The sequence below is a fragment of the Pseudomonas sp. B6001 genome (assembly GCF_013386015.1).
GTDB lineage: Bacteria > Pseudomonadota > Gammaproteobacteria > Pseudomonadales > Pseudomonadaceae > Aquipseudomonas.
This window is the reverse complement of sequence record NZ_JACAOX010000002.1, coordinates 309,413-329,791: the sequence shown is the minus strand read 5'-3', so window position 1 is coordinate 329,791 and position 20,379 is coordinate 309,413. Positions and strand designations below refer to the sequence as shown.

Annotated in this window: 20 protein-coding genes; 12 read left to right on the top strand and 8 right to left on the bottom strand. The window is 61.1% G+C overall.

The features are described from left to right. The first annotated feature begins 35 nt into the window (after positions 1–35). From HX821_RS03850 to HX821_RS03825, 6 genes are all read left to right on the top strand, one after another. Positions 36–1,400 (top strand): aspartate aminotransferase family protein, encoded by a 1,365-nt coding sequence (locus HX821_RS03850; protein ID WP_003213889.1) that lies wholly within the window; start codon positions 36–38, stop codon positions 1,398–1,400. A gap of 207 nt (positions 1,401–1,607) precedes the next feature. Further along, the gene (locus HX821_RS03845) at positions 1,608–2,702 is read left to right on the top strand and encodes a polyamine ABC transporter substrate-binding protein (RefSeq protein ID WP_177009125.1); all 1,095 of its coding nucleotides are present in this window, start codon (positions 1,608–1,610) and stop codon (positions 2,700–2,702) included. A gap of 165 nt (positions 2,703–2,867) precedes the next feature. Beyond that, positions 2,868–3,962, top strand: coding sequence for a polyamine ABC transporter substrate-binding protein (locus tag HX821_RS03840; RefSeq protein ID WP_102604092.1), 1,095 nt, complete (start codon positions 2,868–2,870; stop codon positions 3,960–3,962). A gap of 75 nt (positions 3,963–4,037) precedes the next feature. Then, on the top strand, positions 4,038–5,180 hold the full coding sequence (locus HX821_RS03835) for an ABC transporter ATP-binding protein (RefSeq protein WP_003195240.1): 1,143 nt from the start codon (positions 4,038–4,040) through the stop codon (positions 5,178–5,180). Then, entirely contained in the window at positions 5,177–6,097 is a 921-nt protein-coding gene (locus tag HX821_RS03830; protein ID WP_003213882.1) for an ABC transporter permease subunit, read from the top strand. Before HX821_RS03835 ends, HX821_RS03830 begins: the two co-directional genes overlap by 4 nt. After that, on the top strand, positions 6,094–6,981 hold the full coding sequence (locus HX821_RS03825; protein WP_008438909.1) for an ABC transporter permease subunit: 888 nt from the start codon (positions 6,094–6,096) through the stop codon (positions 6,979–6,981). Before HX821_RS03830 ends, HX821_RS03825 begins: the two co-directional genes overlap by 4 nt. A gap of 144 nt (positions 6,982–7,125) precedes the next feature. Here the strand turns inward: HX821_RS03825 and HX821_RS03820 are convergent, their stop codons facing one another. Continuing rightward, positions 7,126–7,767: an HD domain-containing protein gene (locus HX821_RS03820; protein ID WP_003213877.1), complete on the bottom strand. Its 642-nt coding sequence runs from the start codon at positions 7,765–7,767 to the stop codon at positions 7,126–7,128. A 266-nt stretch (positions 7,768–8,033) separates the two neighbouring features. Between HX821_RS03820 and HX821_RS03815 the strand changes: the two genes are divergently transcribed. After that, positions 8,034–8,999, top strand: a complete 966-nt coding sequence (locus HX821_RS03815; RefSeq protein ID WP_177035317.1) for a GlxA family transcriptional regulator — start codon at positions 8,034–8,036, stop codon at positions 8,997–8,999. Here the strand turns inward: HX821_RS03815 and HX821_RS03810 are convergent. Continuing rightward, positions 8,977–9,330 (bottom strand): carboxymuconolactone decarboxylase family protein, encoded by a 354-nt coding sequence (locus HX821_RS03810; RefSeq protein WP_003176771.1) that lies wholly within the window; start codon positions 9,328–9,330, stop codon positions 8,977–8,979. The two genes, HX821_RS03815 and HX821_RS03810, sit on opposite strands and share 23 nt — an antisense overlap. A 99-nt stretch (positions 9,331–9,429) precedes the next feature. Between HX821_RS03810 and HX821_RS03805 the strand changes: the two genes are divergently transcribed. Next, positions 9,430–10,332 (top strand): AraC family transcriptional regulator, encoded by a 903-nt coding sequence (locus tag HX821_RS03805; RefSeq protein WP_177035316.1) that lies wholly within the window; start codon positions 9,430–9,432, stop codon positions 10,330–10,332. Positions 10,333–10,463: 131 nt separating this feature from the next. Here the strand turns inward: HX821_RS03805 and HX821_RS03800 are convergent, their stop codons facing one another. Then, on the bottom strand, positions 10,464–12,827 hold the full coding sequence (locus tag HX821_RS03800) for a penicillin acylase family protein (RefSeq protein WP_177035315.1): 2,364 nt from the start codon (positions 12,825–12,827) through the stop codon (positions 10,464–10,466). A gap of 239 nt (positions 12,828–13,066) precedes the next feature. Between HX821_RS03800 and HX821_RS03795 the strand changes: the two genes are divergently transcribed. Next, on the top strand, positions 13,067–14,152 hold the full coding sequence (locus tag HX821_RS03795) for a GNAT family N-acetyltransferase (RefSeq protein ID WP_177035314.1): 1,086 nt from the start codon (positions 13,067–13,069) through the stop codon (positions 14,150–14,152). Further along, positions 14,149–15,024, top strand: a complete 876-nt coding sequence (locus tag HX821_RS03790) for a hypothetical protein (protein WP_177020263.1) — start codon at positions 14,149–14,151, stop codon at positions 15,022–15,024. Before HX821_RS03795 ends, HX821_RS03790 begins: the two co-directional genes overlap by 4 nt. On the opposite strand, the gene HX821_RS03785 is transcribed toward HX821_RS03790, so the two are convergent. The 4 genes from HX821_RS03785 to HX821_RS03770 all read right to left on the bottom strand — a co-directional run bounded on the left by HX821_RS03785 (position 15,021) and on the right by HX821_RS03770 (position 17,705). Next, positions 15,021–16,247, bottom strand: coding sequence for a DegT/DnrJ/EryC1/StrS family aminotransferase (locus HX821_RS03785; RefSeq protein ID WP_008438915.1), 1,227 nt, complete (start codon positions 16,245–16,247; stop codon positions 15,021–15,023). The genes HX821_RS03790 and HX821_RS03785 overlap by 4 nt on opposite strands. Then, complete coding sequence (locus HX821_RS03780) at positions 16,244–16,657, bottom strand: multidrug efflux SMR transporter (RefSeq protein WP_008438917.1); 414 nt, start codon at positions 16,655–16,657, stop codon at positions 16,244–16,246. The genes HX821_RS03785 and HX821_RS03780 overlap by 4 nt, the downstream gene beginning before the upstream one ends. After that, positions 16,657–17,013, bottom strand: coding sequence for an EamA family transporter (locus HX821_RS03775; protein ID WP_003213864.1), 357 nt, complete (start codon positions 17,011–17,013; stop codon positions 16,657–16,659). The genes HX821_RS03780 and HX821_RS03775 overlap by 1 nt, the downstream gene beginning before the upstream one ends. 107 nt (positions 17,014–17,120) lie before the next feature. After that, a complete protein-coding gene (locus HX821_RS03770) occupies positions 17,121–17,705 on the bottom strand; it encodes a DUF6436 domain-containing protein (RefSeq protein ID WP_003213861.1) in 585 nt (194 codons plus the stop codon). A 111-nt stretch (positions 17,706–17,816) separates the two neighbouring features. On the opposite strand from HX821_RS03770, the gene HX821_RS03765 reads away from it, so the two are divergent. Then, the gene (locus tag HX821_RS03765) at positions 17,817–18,758 is read left to right on the top strand and encodes an alpha/beta hydrolase (RefSeq protein ID WP_102604100.1); all 942 of its coding nucleotides are present in this window, start codon (positions 17,817–17,819) and stop codon (positions 18,756–18,758) included. Positions 18,759–18,862: 104 nt separating this feature from the next. Here the strand turns inward: HX821_RS03765 and HX821_RS03760 are convergent, their stop codons facing one another. Beyond that, complete coding sequence (locus HX821_RS03760) at positions 18,863–19,615, bottom strand: DUF2059 domain-containing protein (RefSeq protein ID WP_008438922.1); 753 nt, start codon at positions 19,613–19,615, stop codon at positions 18,863–18,865. Positions 19,616–19,746: 131 nt separating this feature from the next. Here HX821_RS03760 and HX821_RS03755 point away from each other — a divergent pair, with 131 nt between their 5' ends. After that, a complete protein-coding gene (locus HX821_RS03755; protein ID WP_003213854.1) occupies positions 19,747–20,379 on the top strand; it encodes a 2OG-Fe(II) oxygenase in 633 nt (210 codons plus the stop codon).

Sequence of the window (20,379 nt, the reverse complement as noted above, 5' to 3'; positions counted from 1 at the left end):
GGCGCGTCCTCACCTGAAACATCTAGGAGATTGGTATGTCCAGCAACAACCCGCAAACCCGTGAATGGCAAGCCTTGAGCAGCGATCACCACCTGGCGCCGTTCAGCGACTTCAAGCAATTGAAAGAGAAAGGTCCACGGATCATCACCAAAGCCCACGGCGTTTACCTGTGGGACAGCGAAGGCAACAAGATTCTCGACGGCATGGCCGGCCTGTGGTGCGTGGCGATCGGTTACGGTCGCGATGAACTGGCTGATGCGGCCGCCAAGCAGATGAAAGAACTGCCTTACTACAACCTGTTCTTCCAGACCGCCCACCCGCCGGTGCTGGAACTGGCCAAAGCCATCTCCGATATCGCCCCGCAAGGCATGAACCACGTGTTCTTCACCGGCTCCGGCTCCGAAGGCAACGACACCATGCTGCGTATGGTCCGCCACTACTGGGCGATCAAAGGCCAGCCGAACAAGAAAACCATCATCAGCCGCAAGAATGGCTACCACGGTTCAACCGTGGCCGGCGCCAGCCTGGGCGGCATGACTTATATGCATGAACAAGGCGACTTGCCGATCCCGGGCATCGTCCACATCGCCCAGCCTTACTGGTTCGGCGAAGGCGGCGACATGAGCCCGGAAGAATTCGGCGTGTGGGCGGCCAACCAGCTGGAAGAGAAGATCCTGGAACTGGGCGTGGACAACGTCGGTGCCTTTATTGCCGAGCCGATCCAGGGTGCCGGTGGCGTGATCGTGCCGCCAGACAGCTACTGGCCGCGCATCAAGGAAATCCTCGCCAAGTACGACATCCTGTTCGTGGCTGACGAAGTGATCTGTGGGTTTGGCCGCACCGGTGAGTGGTTCGGTAGCGATTTCTACGGCCTCAAGCCCGACATGATGACCATCGCCAAGGGCCTGACCTCCGGCTACATCCCGATGGGCGGCCTGATCGTGCGCGACGAAGTGGTCGCCGTGCTGAACGAAGGCGGTGATTTCAACCACGGCTTCACCTATTCCGGTCACCCGGTGGCGGCAGCGGTAGCCCTGGAAAACATCCGCATCATGCGCGATGAACAAATTGTTAAGCACGTGCACGACGAAACGGCACCCTATTTGCAAAAGCGTTTGAGGGAACTGGCTGATCACCCGCTGGTGGGTGAAGTTCGCGGTGTGGGCATGCTCGGTGCCATCGAACTGGTTCAGGACAAGGCAACGCGCAAGCGTTATGAAGGCCGTGGTGTTGGCATGATCTGCCGCACGTTCTGCTTCGAGAATGGCCTGATCATGCGCGCCGTCGGCGACACCATGATCATTTCGCCACCGCTGGTGATCAGCAAGGCCGAGATAGACGAGTTGGTGACCAAGGCGCGGCACTGCCTGGACCTGACTTTGGCGGCATTGCAGGGCTAAATGCTAGGCTCAGAACGCAGCGCCTGTCGGGCGCTGCTTCTGGGGTGTTAGAAAAGCGGGGCATTGGTTGAAAGCCGGCCCCTGAACTTGCCAGACTGTCGCCCTGTTTTGTCGCCCTTAGACGGGCTGCGAAACACGTTGTAATTAAAGAACGAACGTGGCCCAAAAAAGAAAAAATTGGAGCATGACCGAATGAAGGCATTAGGTTTGAAGAACGCTGGCAAGACCCTCCTGGCCTTGTCCCTGATGGGGGCCATGGCAGGCGCGGCAAACGCCGACGATAAAGTGCTGCACGTTTATAACTGGTCCGACTACATCGCACCGGACACCATCGCGAACTTTGAAAAAGAGTCCGGGATCAAGGTGGTCTATGACGTGTTCGACTCCAACGAAACCCTGGAAGCCAAGTTGCTGGCAGGCAAGTCCGGCTACGACATTGTCGTGCCGTCGAACAACTTCCTCGCCAAGCAGATCAAGGCCGGTGTTTACCAGGAACTGGACAAGTCCAAGCTGTCGAACTACGACAACCTGAACAAGTCCCTGCTTAAAGCCGTGTCCATCAGCGACCCGGACAACAAGCACGCCTTCCCGTATATGTGGGGCTCGATCGGCATCGGCTACAACCCGGAGAAGGTCAAGGCCGCGCTGGGCATCGACAAGATCGACTCGTGGGACACCATCCTCAAGCCGGAAAACCTCGCCAAGCTCAAAGGCTGCGGTGTGAGCTTCCTCGATTCGCCAACCGAAATGCTGCCAGTGGCACTGCATTACCTGGGCCTGCCGACCGACACCCAGAAGAAGGAAGACCTCAAGCAAGCTGAGGCCCTGTTCCTCAAGCTGCGTCCTTCGATCGGCTACTTCCACTCGTCCAAGTACATTTCCGACCTGGCCAACGGCAACATCTGCGTAGCCGTGGGTTATTCGGGTGACGTGCAACAGGCCAAGTCCCGCGCGGCTGAAGCCGGTGGCAAGGTCAAGGTTGCCTATGACATTCCGAAAGAAGGTGCCGGCAGCTTCTATGACATGGTCGCTATCCCTAAAGATGCCGAGAATGTCGACGCTGCCTACAAGTTCATGAACTACCTGCTGAAGCCGGAAGTCATGGCGGGCATTACCAACAGCGTACGTTTCCCGAACGGTAACGAGAAAGCTACCGCGTTGGTCGACAAAGACATCACCAGCGACCCAGGCATTTATCCGCCAGCGGACGTGCAAGCCAAGCTGTATGCCATTGCTGACTTGCCGGCTGCTACTCAGCGGGAAATGACCCGCAGCTGGACCAAAATCAAATCGGGCAAGTAAAGCCGCTTTGATACCTGTTTTGCTAACTGCCGCGATGCGCGCGGTGGTTAGCGAAACAATTAAATGACAGAAAGTTTTGCCGGATCGGTTTATCGAGGGTAAGTTGCGCGCCGGTTTTGTTGCCGGGCAACAACTTCGGGCCCAACTATTTAAGAGGACCTCCACTTGCCAATTTCTTTATTTCGCAAAGCCTTGCTGGTGGGTGCAGGTATCACGCTGGCTGTCAGCGTGCAGGCCGCGCCGACTGTGCATATTTATAACTGGTCGGACTACATCGGCCCGGACACCCTGGCCAACTTTGAAAAGGCCACCGGCATCAAGCCGGTCTACGACGTGTTTGATTCCAACGAAACCCTGGAAGGCAAGTTGCTCGCCGGGCGTACCGGGTATGACGTGGTCGTGCCGTCGAACCACTTCCTCGGCAAGCAGATCAAGGCCGGCGCGTTCCAGAAGCTCGACAAGTCGCAACTGACCCACTACGCCAACCTCGACCCGGCGCTGCTCACGCGCCTGGAAAAGAACGACCCGGGCAACCAGTACGCCGTGCCGTATCTGTGGGGCACCAACGGCATTGGCTACAACGTCGACAAGGTCAAGGAAGTGCTGGGCGTCGACAAGATCGACTCCTGGGCCGTGCTGTTCGAGCCGGAAAACATGAAGAAGCTGGCCACGTGCGGTGTGTCGTTCATGGACTCGGCGGATGAAATGCTGCCGGCGGTGCTCAACTACATGGGCCTCAACCCCAACAGCACCAACCCTGAAGACTACAAGAAGGCTGAAGAGAAACTCCTGAAAGTGCGTCCCTACGTGACCTACTTCCATTCTTCCAAATACATCTCGGACCTGGCCAACGGCAACATCTGCGTGGCGGCCGGCTTCTCCGGTGATGTGTTCCAGGCCAAGGCTCGTGCGGCCGAGGCGGGCAAAGGCGTGAACATCGCCTACGTGATTCCGAAAGAAGGCGGCAACCTGTGGTTCGACGTGCTGGCCATCCCCAAGGATGCCACCAACGTCAAAGAGGCCCTCGCCTTCATCAACTATTTGCTGAAACCTGAAGTGATCGCTCAGGTCAGTGATTACGTCGGTTACGCCAACCCTAACCCAGGGGCGGACAAACTGATGGAGCAATCGATACGCACCGACGAAGCGGTTTACCCACCGCAGGCGGTTCTCGACCGGACTTTTGTCAACTTCGAGCTACCCCCGAAAGTGCAACGTTTGATGACCCGTAGCTGGACCAAGGTCAAGACGGGCAAGTAAGGCTTAACGCTCAAACTATCCAAGGCTGGCCCGTATTGGGCGAGCTGCACTCTTTTTATTCTGGGAGTTTCGTAAATGGCAGTTGCCTCCGGCGCCTATAAGAAAGCCCTCGAGGGCGACCAGACACCGAAAAAGGTGCTGGTCAAAATCGACCGGGTCACGAAGAAGTTCGACGAGACGATTGCGGTGGACGATGTGTCCCTGGAAATCAAGAAAGGCGAAATCTTCGCCTTGCTCGGCGGATCGGGTTCGGGCAAATCCACCTTGCTGCGCATGCTCGCAGGCTTCGAGCGCCCAACGGAAGGACGCATTTACCTCGACGGTGTGGACATCACCGACATGCCGCCGTACGAGCGGCCGATCAACATGATGTTCCAGTCCTACGCCTTGTTCCCCCACATGACCGTGGCCCAGAACATCGCGTTTGGCCTGCAGCAGGACAAGATCCCCAAGGCCGAGGTCGACGCCCGTGTGGCCGAGATGCTCAAGCTGGTGCAGATGAGCCAGTACGCCAAGCGCAAGCCGCACCAGCTGTCTGGCGGCCAGCGTCAGCGGGTGGCGCTGGCGCGTTCCCTGGCCAAGCGTCCGAAACTGCTGCTGCTCGATGAGCCGATGGGCGCACTCGACAAGAAGCTGCGTTCGCAGATGCAACTGGAACTGGTGGAGATCATCGAGCGCGTGGGCGTGACCTGCGTGATGGTGACCCACGACCAGGAAGAGGCCATGACCATGGCCGAGCGCATCGCGATCATGCACCTGGGCTGGATCGCCCAGATCGGCAGCCCGATCGACATCTATGAAACGCCGACCAGCCGCCTGGTGTGCGAGTTCATCGGCAACGTCAACATCTTCGACACCCAGGTGGTGGACGACGCCGAAGGCCACGCGGTACTCAAGTGCCCGGACCTGGACCGCGATATCTACGTCGGCTACGGCATCGCCACTTCGGTGGAAGACAAGTCGGTGACCTACGCCATCCGCCCTGAAAAGCTGCTGGTGACCACCGAAATGCCGACCTGCGAGCACAACTGGTCCAGCGGCAAGGTGCACGACATCGCCTACCTCGGCGGCCATTCGGTGTTCTACGTCGAATTGCCGAGCGGCAAGCTGGTGCAATCCTTCGTGGCCAACGCCGAACGCCGTGGCCAGCGCCCTACCTGGGGCGACCAGGTGTACGTGTGGTGGGAAGACGACAGCGGCGTGGTACTTCGCTCATGAACATGAAGAAGTTCAAACGCCAGCTGCAACGAATAACCCCCGGTGGCCGGCATGTGGTCATCGGGATCCCTTTCCTCTGGTTGTTCCTGTTCTTCATGCTGCCGTTCTTCATCGTCTTGAAGATCAGCTTTGCCGAAGCCGACGTAGCGATCCCGCCTTACACCGAGATCTACACCTTCGTTGAACAGAAACTGCAGTTGGTGCTGAACCTGGCCAACTACGGGATGCTGGGCGATGACGAGTTGTACATCGCGGCGTACCTGGGCTCGCTGAAGATGGCGTTTTTCAGCACCATCCTCTGCCTGCTGATCGGCTACCCGATGGCCTACGCCATTGCCAGCGCACGCAAGGAAATCCAGACCGTGCTGGTGCTGCTGATCATGATGCCGACCTGGACTGCGATCCTGATCCGGGTCTATGCGTGGATGGGCATCCTCAGCAACAACGGGTTGCTCAACGGCTTCCTGATGTCCATCGGGTTGATCAACGAACCGCTGCAGATTCTCAACACCAACATCGCGGTGTATATCGGCGTGGTCTATTCGTACCTGCCGTTCATGATCCTGCCGCTGTACGCCAACCTGGTGAAGCACGACCAGAGCCTGCTGGAAGCCGCGTCGGACCTGGGTTCGAGCACCTTCAACAGCTTCTGGAAAATCACCGTGCCGCTGTCCAAGAACGGCATCATCGCCGGCTGCATGCTGGTGTTTATCCCGGTGGTGGGCGAGTTCGTGATCCCGGAACTGCTGGGCGGTCCGGAAACCCTGATGATCGGTAAAGTGTTGTGGCAAGAATTCTTCAACAACCGTGACTGGCCGGTGGCGTCTGCCCTGGCGGTGGTGATGCTGGCGATCCTGATCGTGCCGATCATCCTGTTCAACCGCAGCCAAGCCAAAGAGATGGAGGGCAAGATATGAAGCGCGTCAGTTTCTCAAGCTTCATGCTGGTGGCGGGGTTGCTGTTCATCTACCTGCCGATGCTGATCCTGGTGATCTACTCGTTCAACGAATCCAAACTGGTGACGGTGTGGGGCGGTTGGTCGATCAAGTGGTACGTCGGCCTGTTGGACAACACCCAGTTGATGGGCTCGGTCGGTCGCTCCCTGGAAATCGCCTGCTACACCGCGATTGCGGCGGTGGCACTCGGTACATTGGCGGCGTTCGTGCTGACGCGCATCAGCCAGTTCAAGGGCCGCACGCTGTTCGGCGGCCTGGTGACGGCGCCGCTGGTGATGCCGGAAGTGATCACCGGCCTGTCGCTGTTGCTGCTGTTCGTGGCCATGGCGCAGATGATCGGCTGGCCGCAGGAACGTGGCCTGGTGACCATCTGGATCGCCCACACCACGTTCTGTTCGGCGTATGTGGCGGTGGTGGTGTCGGCGCGCTTGCGTGAGCTGGACCTGTCGATTGAAGAGGCAGCCATGGACCTGGGTGCGCGGCCGTGGAAGGTGTTCTTCCTGATCACCATCCCGATGATCGCGCCTTCGCTGGCGGCGGGCGGCATGATGTCGTTCGCGCTGTCGCTGGATGACCTGGTGTTGGCCAGCTTCGTGTCGGGGCCGGGTTCGACCACGTTGCCGATGGAAGTATTCTCGGCGGTGCGCCTGGGGGTTAAACCCGAGATCAACGCCGTGGCCAGCCTGATTCTGTTGGCGGTGTCGATCGTGACGTTCCTGGTGTGGTTCTTCAGCCGCCGTGCCGAAGAGCATCGCAAGAAAGCGATCCAGCAGGCGATTGAAGAAGCGGCTGCGGATGGTTGGGAGAAGCCGGCGGATTCGCGTCGGGCTCCAGCACCGGTCTAATCAGGTAGCCCTGAAGAAACCGGATCAAAAATGTGGGAGCGGGCTTGCTCGCGAAAGCGCAGTGTCAGTCACCGGATGTATTGACTGATCCACTGCCTTCGCGAGCAAGCCCGCTCCCACATTTTGATTGCATTCCAATTCGGGTTAAGCAGTCCAAGGCGACTTGCGAATCACCTCGACGAAATTCATCGGCTTGAACCCCGGCTCCTGATCCACCAGCACATCGGTCTTCACGTTGCCAAACGTGGTCTGCGGGCGATGGCGCAGGCCGTCGGCAAACGCGCAGATGATGCACTCCTTGAACCCTTCACCCCGTGGATGCGCATGCACCACTGCTTCGCGCTGCACGCTGGTAAACGCCGCGTACTCCATTCCCAGTACGTCCATTTCCACGCCCGCCGTCACCAGCGCCACGGTTGGACGCAAGTGCTTGGGCACCCCCGGTGTGGTGTGCAGGGCGATGGACAACCACACCTGTTCGATGTCGTCATCGCTCAACCCGTAAGGCTTGAGAAAGTCCGCCGCCGCGTTGGCGCCGTCCACTTCAAAGCGTTCGTCGTCACTGCGGTGACCTTCCACCAGGCCCAGGTCGTGGAACATCGCGCCGACGTACAGCAACTCCGGGTTATAGGCCAACTGCTGGCGCTCGCCGCTCAATGCGCCGAACAGGAACACCCGGCGGGAGTGGTGGTAGAGCAGGTCGGATTCGATGTCGCGGATGTATTCGGTGGTGGCCTTGGCCAGGGCGCTGTCCGGGATCTTGATGCCGGCGATGGTGGTGCTCATGGTCGTTCTCCTCAAGAAAGCGCCGGGGTTGGCGCCGATGAGTCCAGTCTGGTCGCGCGCCCGCGAAGGGGCCATCGCGGCGAGGATGCGATCCCGGCCAATGTGCCGCGATATCGCGCCAAGGCTATGCGCGATCAAATGTAGGAGCTGGCTTGCCTGCGATAGCATCACCTCGGTATACCTGCTACACCGAGGTGTCTGCATCGCCGGCAAGCCAGCTCCTACAAGGGTTGTGTTTATTCAGTTAGAAAAAGGTGTTCCTGCTCATGGGCAAAACCGTCGCCATCCTGATCTTCCCCGGCGTCCAGTCACTGGACGTGACCGGGCCCCTGGATGTGTTCTGCGAGGCCAACCGTTTTCTGCCGCCCGAGGCGCATTACCAGCTGGAGGTGATTGGCCTGGGGCACGGCAACATGGCCTGTTCCAACGGCTTGTCGTTGCAGGCACACCGGCATTTCAGCGAGGCCCTCGAGCCTTACGACTTGCTGTTGATGGCCGGCGGGCCGCAGCTGCCCTTCGAGGATTTCGGCCCGGTGTTCAATCAATGGCTGCGTGACGCCAGCGCGCGAGCGAAACGTTTCGGCTCCATCTGTAACGGCGCCTTCATGCTCGCCCGCGCCGGGTTGCTGGACGGGCGCACCGTCACCACCCACTGGGGCGATGCCGCCGACCTGGCCGCCTTATGCCCATCGGCCCAGGTCGAAGCCGACCGCCTCTATGTGCAGGACGGCAACCTCTACACCTCGGCCGGGGTGACGGCGGGCATCGACCTGTCGCTGTACCTGCTGGCCCAGGACCACGGGCCGGAAGTCGCCCTCAGCGTGGCCAAGCGCCTGGTGGTGTTCACCCAGCGTTCCGGCGGGCAGTCGCAGTTCAGCCCGTTCCTGACACCCCACGCGCAAGCCACCTCGGCGGTGGCGCTGGTGCAGCTGTATGTATTGGCCAACCTGACGGGCGACCTGACCATCGCCGACCTGGCCAAAGCCGCCAACATGAGCGCGCGCAACTTCTCGCGGGTATTTGCCCGGGAAGCGCAGATCACTCCGGCGGAGTTCGTCGAGCGGGCGCGGGTGGATGCGGCGCGGGTGATGCTCGAAAGCACCCACGCACCGCTCAAGACCGTGGCGTATCAATGCGGCTTTCGCGATGCCCAGCACATGCGCAGTGTGTTCAATCGCCGGCTGGGCGTGACGCCGCAACAATTCCGGCTTAATTTTGCGGCGCCGGTTTGAGCGTGTCATAGGCTTCCAGGGCGCGCAGCGAGTAGATATACGCCGCGCCGGCATTCAGCGAGATCGCGGTGGCCAGGGTCGCGGCCACTTCTTCGCGGGTGGCGCCGGCCTTGATCGCCGCGTCGGCATGCACGCCGATGCAGCCGTCACAGCGGGTGGTGATGGCCACGGCGATGGAAATCAGCTCGCGGGTCTTGGCATCCAGAACGTTATTTTCCTCGGCTGCTTCCCCCAGCGCCATGTAGGCTTTGACCATCTTCGGGTTGCTCTTGCCCAGCGCGCCAAAGGCTTTCTTCACGGTAGGCAGCAAGTCGGACCAGTTATTGAACATCGTGTTAACTCCTGAACGGGTTGGGTGTGAAGCCAGTGTGCGCGGTTCAGGTTTGGCGCTTTTGTTCGATCCACTCACCTTTTTGACCGATGCTCGCAAATGAACTCCATCGACACCCTCATCGCGTTGGCCAACCTGCGGGGCAGCCTGGACTTGCGTTGCCAGTTCCAGGGCGCCTGGGCCATGGACCACGAGCCCGAGCCGATGGGCGTGGCGCCGTATCACATTGTGCTGGCGGGCACGTGCCGCGCCGAATTGTCCGGCGGGCAGCAGGTGACGCTGGAGGAGGGCGACATCCTGTTGATGCCCGGTGGCGCGACGCACCTGGTGCGCAGCCAGGGCGCGCGGGTAAAGCCGATGGCGCAGACCGTGATCGAAGGCGGCTTGCTGCCGATCCATCGCCTGGGCGGTGAGCAGCCGGACGTGGACATGCTCTGCGGCAGCTTTCGCTACAACCGCCAGTCGTTGCTGTTCAGTGCGTTGCCGGACTACCTAGTGGTGTCCAGCCGGCAATGGCAGGCCGATGGGCAGCTGGCGGCATTGATCGCACTGCTGCGCAGCGAGGCGGACGGGCAGCGGCTGGGGGCGCGGTTTTTCATTGATGCGCTGTCGTCGGCGTTGTTCACCCTGATCCTGCGGGCATGGCTGACGCAGCAAGCGCCGGTGGCGGGCACCTTTGCCTTGTTGACCGACAAACGCCTGGGCAAGGCCTGGCAGGCGATGCTGGCGGATCCCGGGCATGAGTGGACCATCGACAGCCTGGCCAGCGCCGCGTCGATGTCCCGGGCGACGTTCATGCGTGGGTTTGTCAAAGTGGCGGGCGTGTCGCCGTGGGTATTGCTGACGCAGTTGCGCATGGAGCTGGCGTTCAACCTGCTGCATCAGTCGCGGCTGAGCCTGACGGATATTGCCGCTCGGGCGGGGTATCAATCCCAGGCGGCGTTCAGCAAGAAATTCAAGGAAACCTACGGCGAAGCGCCGGGGCGGCTGCGAGCACGGTAGACGCAACAACGCAGATCAAAATGTGGGAGCGGGCTTGCTCGCGAATGCGGAGTGTCAGTCACCAGATGTATTGACTGATCCACCGCATTCGCGAGCAAGCCCGCTCCCACATTGGTTTTTTGTTTCTTCAGTTATTGCGGTGTCCGGGCCGGCAATAGCTTGAGCGTACTACGAGTATTCGCCGTCACTTCCTCATCATTAAAATGCGCCTGCTCATACCCGCCTTCGATGTACGTCTCCGCCTGATCGGAATAGTGCTTGTCGAACGGCACACCACTCTGCCCGACCGGGTTGATGGTCAGCCCATGGGCGGCATCGGCGAAATCAATCAGGCGTCGGGTCGACGGCCCGTACGTCACCGGCCACGGCGCCGGGCCGATCTGTGCGGATTGGTTGTTGGGCACTTCATGGGTGCCGGGAGCGGCAAACGGGCCTACGTTGACGATCTTGTCCAACGGCTTCTGCGAGCCCAGTGGATGGCCGTGGGTCAGGGTGTGGGCCTTGCCCCATTGCCACTGCGATGGGTCGTCACCAAAGGTCGCCTTGAGGTGTTGCAGGCTGTTGTCCCAGGCAAGCTTGACGGTCTCGGCGCGGTGGCCATCCCACCACGGCGAATCCGCTGAAGCGGCCAGGCGCGGCAAGGCTGCGTCCACTACCCGAGTGGTGAGCAAGGTCTTGAACATCCCATCGCCCAGTTTCGGGTGGAACGCCGCGTCAGTGAGGTTGAACAGGAACTGGTTGAACAGCGTGGCACTGGTGGAGTCCAGCGGGTAATCGCCTTTCCAGGCTGCCAGTTGCTCCACCAGCTTCAACTGCGCCGGGTCCTTGACCACCTCACGCAGCACCGGCAGCAGCGGTGCCAGCAGCCGTGGGCCGTAGGCGGTGGTGGTGCCGAGCTGCAAGGCCTGGCTGTTTTCCACGTCCCATTTCACGCTGTTGTCGCTCAGTTGCGCGTTCAACTGCTGGCCACGGTCTGCCAGGTTGTAATACCCGGGGATCGGCATGCCGGTGGGTGACGCCGGCTGGGCATTGGCGGACACCACATATCCGCGGGCCGGGTTTTCTTCCTGGGGGTTGGCGCTGAATGGGTAGAAACCGAGCTTGTCCGCCTGGGCGGTACTGCCGTCGAGGATAAAGCCCGGGTTGACCCCGGCCGGGCGGATCGGCAATTGCGCTGCCGCCCACCAGCCGATATCACCCTTGGCATTGGCCCATACGATGTTCAAGCCAGGCGCCTGGACCTTGGCCGCCGCCGCACGCGCTTTGGCGAGGGTATCGGCACGGTTGAGCTGATAGAAACCGTCGAGGATCGGATTTTCGGTATCCAGGAATGCCCACCACATGGCAATCGGCGTCTTGCCGGCATTCTCGCCGAGCACGTCATTGATGATCGGACCGTGGGGCGAGGTGCGCAGCGTCAGGGTTACCGGGTCCTGGCCCTTGACCGCGATCTGTTGCTCGCTGCTGGTCATGTCCACCCACTTGTCGTGGTACCAGACCTGGTTGGGGTTGTCCGGGTTGACCTTCTCGGCGATCAGGTCGAGGTCATCGTTCTGGAACATGGTCAGGCTCCAGCCGAAATCCTTGTTGTGGCCCAGGAATGCCACCGGCACCAGCGCGTTGTGATAACCGTACAGCTCGAAGCCCGGCGCCGACAGCTGCGCCTCGTACCACACCGACGGCACCGAGAAACGGATATGCGGGTCACCCGCCAGCAACGGCTTGCCGCTCTTGGTGCGGCTGCCGCTGATGGCCCAGGCATTGCTGCCTTCGAACTGCGGCAGGCCGTTGTCGGCCATGGCCTGTTCGCTCAACTGGGCAATGGCGCCGAGGTCTTTCCAGTCACCGGCCGCCAGGTTCAGCGCGCCCTTGGGCTGCCAGTCGAGGTCGAAGACCTTCAGGTAGTCGTTGCCCAACTGATCGCGTACGTAGGTCAGCAAGGGTTCGGTGCGAAAGGCTGCGGCAAAGCTGTAGGCCAGGTAGCCGGCGACGCTGATGGTGTCTTCGGCGGTGAACGGGCGCTTGGGGATGCCCAGTACGTCGAACTCCATGGGTTTGGCGTGGCTGTCCTGATACTGGTTGACCCCGTCCAGGTAGGCTTGCAGGGCCTTCCAGGACGCAGACTCATGGTCCATGTGTTCGACGTAGCTCAAGGCGCGCTCGCGAATGCGCAGGCTGCGGAACAGTTTGTCGGTTTCCAGCAACTTGGGTCCCAGCACCTCGGCCAGCTCGCCACGGGACAGGCGCCGCATGATCTCCATCTGGAACAACCGGTCCTGGGCATGCACGTAGCCGAGGGCACGGTACAGGTCGGTCTCGTTCTCGGCGCGGATATGCGGCACGCCTCGGTCGTCGTAGCGCACGGTGACCGAACCTTGCAGATGGGCCAGCTCCACCGTGCCCTGGCGGGTCGGCTGCTTGCTGTACACGTACCAGCCGGCGCCAACCATAAGGGCTACGAGCAGGATGGCCAGCGCGGTCAGGATGCGTTTCATGGGTTGTCCCTTATTAGTCGGTCACCGTGAAGATTCGGGCAGTTTAGTGGGTTTGGCGAGCGCTGCGGAAAATGCTCTCGGGTTCGTGCTCCCTGAACCTGAGCTGCATGAAGTGGGGGTTCTGAAGTGGGCCGCGGGTAGGCGGAGTATTATGTTTACTCTGTTACATGAAACCAGCGGCGCGATGATTCACCCCGTCATCCGGGCGCGCCTTTGCTATCACTTTCGGAATGCAATTTATGACAGATCCCAGCCGTGCACAGGTGCCTTATGCCTGCTGCATGGAAACGCCATCGCTGATCAGCAATTTTTTGCGATACCCGCCGGTGGGTTTCACTGCCCAGCTGTCAGCACAGGGACTGCCGTACTTTTTCACCCGGTTCGACCTGCAGACCACCGCCGACGATGAGCTGCGTAGCCGCCTGCGCAGTTGGCCGGGGTACCGTTTGTGGCAGTCATGGCTGCATATCGACACCTGTTTTATCGGCACCACGGTCAGCGAATATTCCCCGTTCCCGCTGAACGTACCGCCACAGGACATGGCGCAATGGCTGCAACAGGAGTGTGCACCGCAACGCAAGCTCACCATCGTCAAGGATGTGCCGCTGGATTCTCCGCTGCTCAGCGTTGAGGACAATCGCTACGCACACGCGTTGATCGAGGCCTGCACCCAGCGCGGATTCATCAATGTAGAGGGCCAGGCGCTGGCCTATGTACCGATCGACTTCAGCTCGACGGATGAGTATCTGTCGCGGTTGTCCCACAGCCGTCGCCGCAATATCCGCCGCAAGCTACGCAGCCGTGATGAGCTGCGCATCGAGATCCTGGACACCGGCGATGCCCGCTTCAGCGATGAGCAATGGCAGCAGGAACTGTATCGGTTGTACAAGGCGGTGTACGCACAGAGCGAAATCCACTTCGACTTGCTCACGCCCGAATTCTTCATCCAGTTGCTCACCGATTCCGACAGCGGCGGGCATGTGTTCTGCTACTGGGACGAAGACGAACTGGTTGGCTATAACCTGTGCTACCAGCAAGACGGCAAGTTGCTCGACAAGTACATCGGCCTGAACTACCCGCTGGCGCTGGAGCACAACCTGTACTTCGTCAGCTGGTTTGTGAACCTGGAGTTCGCCCTGGAAAAGGGCCTGCAGTTTTATGTCGCGGGGTGGACCGACCCACAGGTCAAGTCCAGCCTCGGCGCCAAGTTCACGTTTACCCGCCATCTGGTGTGGGTGAGGAACCCGCTGCTGCGCAAAGTGATGAACCGTTTCCGGCACCATTTTGAAAGCGATACGCAGTGGCAGCAGGAGCAAACCGCATGAGCCAGGCCCGTCCCGCATTGATCCTCGATTTTGACGGGGCCGTGAATAACATTCCCGGCGCCCTTACCCTGCCGTTGCAAGCCTGGCAGGAGAAGATCCGTTTCGGCTGCCGCTGGGCGCAGTTCAAGGAGCTGGAGAACGCCCTGCACGCGCAGATGCCCAGCGACTACGGCTGTGTGTTTACCGGCAGCGGTGATTATCACCACCTCAGCCAGCTGTTGTTGAACCGTCTTCCCACCCAGCAAAAGATCCAGTTGATCATTTGCGATAACCACCCGGACAACATGCGTTATCCGTTTGGTATCCATTGTGGGTCTTGGGTCTACTGGGCCAGCCGCCTGCCGCAGGTCGAGCACGTTCACGTGCTGGGCATTGGCTCGCCGGACATTTCCCTCAAGCACGCCTGGGAGAATCACTGGTCGCCGCTGGTGAAACGCAAGCTGACCTACTGGAACACCAACGTCGATACCCGCTGGTTGAACTGGATCGGCGCAGGCCGCAGCAATCGTGCATTCACCAGCGCGGACGAGTTGATGAGCGCGTTCCTGGCGCAGCTCGACCCTTCGCTGCCGGTGTATCTCTCCATCGACAAAGACGTGCTGAGCCCGCAGGTGGTGAATACCAACTGGGACCAGGGCGAGTTTCTGGAGAAGCATTTGAATGCGCTGATCGATGCCTGCCACGGCAGCATTATTGGCGCGGACATTACCGGCGACGTGTCCGCCTACCACTACCAGAGCAAGTTCAAGCGCTGGCTGAGTGCGTCGGATGGCCAGGAAGAGCTGCCGGAGAACCAGGTGGTGATCTGGCAACAGCAGCAGAATGAGCTGAATGCGCGCTTGTTGACCCGTATCGATCAAAGCTGGGCCTAGCGTTTAAGAATCCGCCGCAGATGATCCAGCACTTGCTCGAACAGCTCGTCCGTCAGCCAGTGGCTATTGCTGATCGACAGTGTCTGGGCGGCGAAGCTTTGCGCGCGGGGGATATCGGCGCCTTGCTGTAACAGCGGGGTGAGTGCCGGGTAGCCCGGCAATACGTGGATGAACAGGCGGGTCACGCCCAGGCCTGCCGTCCACAGCTGCGCCATCGCGGTATCGCGGGTTTGTGCGCTGGGCATCACCACCATCAGGAACGGCCAGGTGCCTTGCTGGCCCGGGCTGTCGGTCAACACCGACACGCCGGGCAAGCTGCTCAGCTGCGCCACGCGACGCAAGGCCCGCAGGCGGCCTTGCTGCAAATGCTCGGGCAAGCGTGCCAGGGCTGCGGCGCCGACCTTCTGGCGATAGCCGCCGAGGCGGTGCAACGGAATATCGTTGACGGAAAAGTCGTCGCCTACCGCCGCCACTTCATCGCCCCGCGCCAACGCCGCCCGCAGCGGCTTGCCGTACACGTACTTCAGCCCGCGGGGCTGATACGCCGCGGCATAGCCCCACAGCTCGGCGCTGCGTTGCACTTCCCAGCGCAGGCTGAAGGGCAAGTCCTGCCGGCATTGCTGGTGCAACGCCTGATGCAGCGCCGGATCCCGGCTGAACAACACACCGCCTTCAGCCGTCGTCAGGCCTTTGCCCAGTGCCATGCTGAAAAAGCCGATGTCGCCTTTCAGTCCGACGCTTTTTCCATCATCCAGTGCGCCCATGGCTTGGGCGGCGTCTTCGATCACCGCAATGCCGAGTGGCTCGGCAATGCGCTTGGCAGCCTCCACATCCGCCACACGCCCGGCCAGGTGAGTGACGACGATCGCCAAGGTGTTTTGGTTGCACAGCTGCGCCAGCTGGTGTTCGTCCAGGTCGATGCTGCCGGGCTGCAGATCGCACGCTACCACGCGCAAAGGCGGGCAGTGATGGGCCGCCAGGGCCACCAGCGGGCAGGTATAGGCCGGCACGATAAGCTCGGTGCGCCCCGGCGTGCGCTGCTGCAACACCCGCAGCGCCATGATCAGCGCGGCGGTGCCGGAGCAGGGCAGGGCCGGCAGCGGGATGTCGAGCTGTCGGGCCAGGTCGCGGGCCAGGTCGCCCGAGCGGTTGAACAAGTCCTGCCAGCGCAGGGGAAGCCCCGCCGTTGGCGGAATCTCCCGCTGGCTGACAACGGGCGTCATGACGCCAGCGTCTGCGAGGGTTCGGCCTCGACGGTCTTGCTTTCTTTGTCTTCGCTGCGCGCCAGGCACAGTATGCCCGCGATAATCAGCGCGCCACCGACGATTTTGGGCAGGGTAAGGGTGTCGTTGAACAGCCAGACGGAGATCAGCGTCACGCTGATCAGCTCCAGGTGTGACGCCGCAAACGCCGGGCCCACCGGGGCGTATTTCAACAGCGTCATCCAGGTGAAAAACGCGCCGATGTAGCCCACGAATGCGCCGTAGATCCATGGCGCACCGAACACGCGGATCAACCAGGCGGCGTCCATCGTCAGCGGTTCGGCATGAATCGAGGCGAACTTGAAACTGACCTGCGCCAAGGTATCGAAAATGATCAGCGACAGAAAACCCAGGATATAAAACCGTTTCATTACTCGAACCCCACGACGGTCACGCCACAGGCGATCAGCATGATGCCGATCAACCGCCATTTGCTCAGGCTTTCCTTGAACAGGAAACGCCCCGCAATCATGATCACGACAATATTGATGGAGCCCAGCATCACCCCGACCGACAACGGCACCAGTGTCAGGAAGGCCAGCCACAGCACGAATTCGAACACATAGCAGATGATGCCCAGCCAGATCCACGGACGCTTGAGCATATGGCGCCAGTGGGCCATGCCGTCATGCTCGGCGCTGGCTGAGGCTGCGGCTTTGAACGCCAACTGGCCGGACGTATCAACGATAACGTTGAGTATCCAGAGGATGATGGTTAATTGGCTCATGTGTTCCCGTGTCGTCTGCTTGTACGGCTAGTTGCTTACGATACAGGAGCGTGCCGATACAGTTGTTCGAGTTTGTCGAACGAACAGCGTCTGTTCAGCTTGCCGAGTCAGGGTGGAGACGTTTCCCCGTTCCACTCGCAATAACAGCCCACCGCCAGGGTGTGGGTCGCATTGACCTCGCGTCCGCCTTCGAGGGCTTGCAGGATCGGCTCGATAAAGCTGTTGCTGGAGTTACACGTCAACCCTTCGCTGTAGGGCCCGAAATACGCCAGCTTGCCGCTGCGGTCCCAGATGCCTACGGCAGGGCTGGCCGGCAGATGCTGGGCACCGGGCACGGCCTTGAGGGCCTTCATCGAGCCCAGGGTGGCGGGCAACTGCCCGTGGCTGCCGGCTTTCTGCAGGGAATAGAACTCCACGCCCTGGGGGGCGTACTGCTCGATCAACTCGCCAAGGTGCTGCTGGTTGCCGACATTGCACGGGCAGGCGGGGTCCCAGAAGTGCACCAGGCGGATCGGGCCCGGGCCGGCAAGCTCGGCCGGCAGGCTCAGGCTGTCACCGGAAAACACCGCCGTATGCTCACTGAATGCCCGCAGGTAGCGTCCCTGGAACCAGTCATACGCCGCCCACAACACCCCGGCGCAAATGATCACGATCAGGCTGGCGAAGAGGGTGGTGCGGTAGGGCTGTCGCATTTGGATCAATCCTCGGAGGACGCGTAGCTTGCCATGCTTGCCCTGACAGATGAATATCGCGGCTCGATATTCATCTGTTCAATGCGTTGAAGCCACAGTCTGGAAGTTCTTATGCCCGTTACGTTTGACCCTGATCATCTACGCGAAAGCTTGCGCCCACTGGTGGACGCGCAGCCGCTTTCAGCCGAGGCCCGGGTCTACCAGCGCTTCTACGGCCTGGACCTCGCTGCCCGCAAGGTGCCCGCGACAAGCCGCCTGGGGCGGTTTGCGGTGGATGGGTTCGACGTGGTCTGCCAGGTGTGGTGGCCACCGGTGCCGGTGGCGACGATGTTCCTGTTCCATGGCTTCTACGACCATATGGGCCTGTACCGGCATGCCGTGGACTGGGCGCTGGACCAGGGTTTTGTGGTGATCGCCTGCGACTTGCCGGGCCACGGCCTGTCCAGCGGCGAGCGGGCCAGCATTGATGACTTTGCGGTGTACCAGGACGTGGTGCAGGCGTTGTTTGAACAGGCCAAGGCGCTGCAGTTGCCGCAGCCGTGGCACTTGTTCGGGCAAAGCACCGGCGGCGCGATTGTGGTGGATCACCTGCTTAGCCACGGCGTCGACAGCCCGGCCCAGGGCAAGACGTTCCTGTTGTCACCGCTGGTGCGGCCCCGCGCCTGGGGTTGGTCGCAGCTCAGTTATTACCTACTGCGCCCGTTCGTCAAAGGCATTGCCCGGCGCTTCAGCGATAACACCAACGACCCGCAGTTCAAGCCGTTCCTGGAGGCCGACCCATTGCAGCCACGGCAGTTGCCGACTGCCTGGGTGGGCGCCCTGGCGCGCTGGATCAAACGTGTTGAAGCGGCGCCACGCAGCACGCGGCGGCCGTTGATCGTGCAGGGTGAGGAAGACATGACGGTGGACTGGCAGCACAACCTGAAGGTGCTGCGCAGCAAGTTCGACCAGCCGGAGGTGTTGATGCTGCCGCGTGGCAGGCATCACTTGGCGAATGAGATTCCGGAGATTCGGCAGCAATACTTCGGGTTTCTCACCGACCACCTGAAATAACGCAATCCAAATGTGGGAGCGGGCTTGCTCGCGAAGGCGGTCGATCAGTTAGCATAACCAGTGACTGGCACACCGTCTTCGCGAGCAAGCCCGCTCCCACAGGGTTACTGCGCCAGGCTCGAGGTGCTTTGGCCGACCGCCAGCCCGGCGCGAATCGCCGCCAGTGCCGCCTTGTAGTACGCCTTGCCCTCCGGCGACTCCGCGAACGTCGCGAACTCTTCCAGCTCCGGGTCGGACAAATCCCGGTAGACGTACAACAGCGTGTTGTTCAGATCATTGCCGATCTGCTGCATCAGGCGCTCACGCTGGCCGTTCAACATGCCCTGCGCCTGGCCTCCGCCCAACAGCCCGGGGATCATCTGGCTCAAGCTGTCGGCCGCCACGCCGGCAATCGCCAGGCTGACTTCAGCCCCGGCTTCCCGCGCAGGCAAGGCCTGGGCCAGGTGGCCGATGATCAGGCTGCGGGTGGCATCGGCTTCCATGTGCGGCAAGCCCTGGGCGTTCTTCGCCAGTTGATCGCGGCGGGTGGCCAGCAACTCGGCGGCGACAATCTTGCGGCCCAGCGGCGACTGGAAGAAGGCCAGTGCCGGCTTAGGGTCCGCCAAATTCTTGCGCAGTTGCGCTTCGGCGCGCTGGTCTACCGACTGGGGCGCGAAGCGTTTATTGCTGTTGTCCACCAGCGCCTGATACACCGCCGGCGGCAGGCTGTTGCGGTAGCGTTGCTGGGCGGCACTGAGGGCGTCATTAAAATGCGCGCGCTGGTCTGCCCAGCCGGCGACCTTGTACAACTGGTCATGGCTGTCTGCCCAGGCGGGCAAAACGCAGAACATCAGCAAGGAAAAAAACAAACGACGCATATGGACTCCTGTCAGTCGGCCACTATTGTCCGTGTCGGGCGTAGGATTTGTCGAGAAATCCTATCGGTCACCTGACTAAAGTGTATTCAGACGCTCGGCGGCTCTGTCGGATTCACAGGCGTATGGATACTATGCGCGCCATGCCCATACCCTCCGATCACCCGCTGCTGTTACGCATTGTCGATGACCTGGCCGCACAAGGCTGGTCGCAGCAGAATATCTTCCTGCCCGAGGCTCTGACCCTCGAACTGGCGGCTGAGTGCCAAAAACGCGCCGCCGAAGGTGAATTGGCGCCCGCGGCGGTCGGACGGGGGCCTTCCCAGGAGATTCGCGAGGGCATCCGGGGTGACCATATCCAGTGGCTGGAGCCGGGCGAAGTGGTGGCCTGCGATAATTACCTGGAGCTGATGGACAGCCTGCGGGTGGCGATGAACCGTGGCCTGTTCCTGGGCCTGGAAGACTTCGAAAGCCACTTCGCGATGTACCCGCCGGGGGCGTTTTACCTCAAGCATGTGGACCGTTTTCGCGATGACGACCGGCGCATGGTGTCGGCGGTGATCTACTTGAACAACGCCTGGCTGCCGGAACATGGCGGCCAGTTGCGCATGTACCTCAAGGGCGACGTCGAATACGATGTGGTGCCCACCGGCGGTTGCCTGGTGGTATTCCTGTCGGGGGAAATCCCCCATGAAGTCATGCCCGCCACCCGCGAACGCCTGTCCCTCACCGGCTGGTTTCGCCGGCGGGGCAACGAGCCGTTTTGA

Excerpts from the sequence above, each read along its gene's own strand:
- HX821_RS03790 (WP_177020263.1), top strand. The coding sequence starts at position 14,149 with ATGAGCCAGGCCCGTCCCGCATTGATCCTCGATTTTGACGGGGCCGTG.
- HX821_RS03835 (WP_003195240.1), top strand. The coding sequence starts at position 4,038 with ATGGCAGTTGCCTCCGGCGCCTATAAGAAAGCCCTCGAGGGCGACCAG.
- HX821_RS03755 (WP_003213854.1), top strand. The coding sequence starts at position 19,747 with ATGCGCGCCATGCCCATACCCTCCGATCACCCGCTGCTGTTACGCATT.
- HX821_RS03810 (WP_003176771.1), bottom strand. The coding sequence starts at position 9,330 with ATGTTCAATAACTGGTCCGACTTGCTGCCTACCGTGAAGAAAGCCTTT.
- HX821_RS03770 (WP_003213861.1), bottom strand. The coding sequence starts at position 17,705 with ATGCGACAGCCCTACCGCACCACCCTCTTCGCCAGCCTGATCGTGATC.
- HX821_RS03850 (WP_003213889.1), top strand. The coding sequence starts at position 36 with ATGTCCAGCAACAACCCGCAAACCCGTGAATGGCAAGCCTTGAGCAGC.
- HX821_RS03775 (WP_003213864.1), bottom strand. The coding sequence starts at position 17,013 with ATGAGCCAATTAACCATCATCCTCTGGATACTCAACGTTATCGTTGAT.
- HX821_RS03800 (WP_177035315.1), bottom strand. The coding sequence starts at position 12,827 with ATGAAACGCATCCTGACCGCGCTGGCCATCCTGCTCGTAGCCCTTATG.
- HX821_RS03785 (WP_008438915.1), bottom strand. The coding sequence starts at position 16,247 with ATGACGCCCGTTGTCAGCCAGCGGGAGATTCCGCCAACGGCGGGGCTT.
- HX821_RS03805 (WP_177035316.1), top strand. The coding sequence starts at position 9,430 with ATGAACTCCATCGACACCCTCATCGCGTTGGCCAACCTGCGGGGCAGC.
- HX821_RS03825 (WP_008438909.1), top strand. The coding sequence starts at position 6,094 with ATGAAGCGCGTCAGTTTCTCAAGCTTCATGCTGGTGGCGGGGTTGCTG.
- HX821_RS03830 (WP_003213882.1), top strand. The coding sequence starts at position 5,177 with ATGAACATGAAGAAGTTCAAACGCCAGCTGCAACGAATAACCCCCGGT.
- HX821_RS03760 (WP_008438922.1), bottom strand. The coding sequence starts at position 19,615 with ATGCGTCGTTTGTTTTTTTCCTTGCTGATGTTCTGCGTTTTGCCCGCC.
- HX821_RS03795 (WP_177035314.1), top strand. The coding sequence starts at position 13,067 with ATGACAGATCCCAGCCGTGCACAGGTGCCTTATGCCTGCTGCATGGAA.
- HX821_RS03815 (WP_177035317.1), top strand. The coding sequence starts at position 8,034 with ATGGGCAAAACCGTCGCCATCCTGATCTTCCCCGGCGTCCAGTCACTG.
- HX821_RS03820 (WP_003213877.1), bottom strand. The coding sequence starts at position 7,767 with ATGAGCACCACCATCGCCGGCATCAAGATCCCGGACAGCGCCCTGGCC.
- HX821_RS03780 (WP_008438917.1), bottom strand. The coding sequence starts at position 16,657 with ATGAAACGGTTTTATATCCTGGGTTTTCTGTCGCTGATCATTTTCGAT.
- HX821_RS03765 (WP_102604100.1), top strand. The coding sequence starts at position 17,817 with ATGCCCGTTACGTTTGACCCTGATCATCTACGCGAAAGCTTGCGCCCA.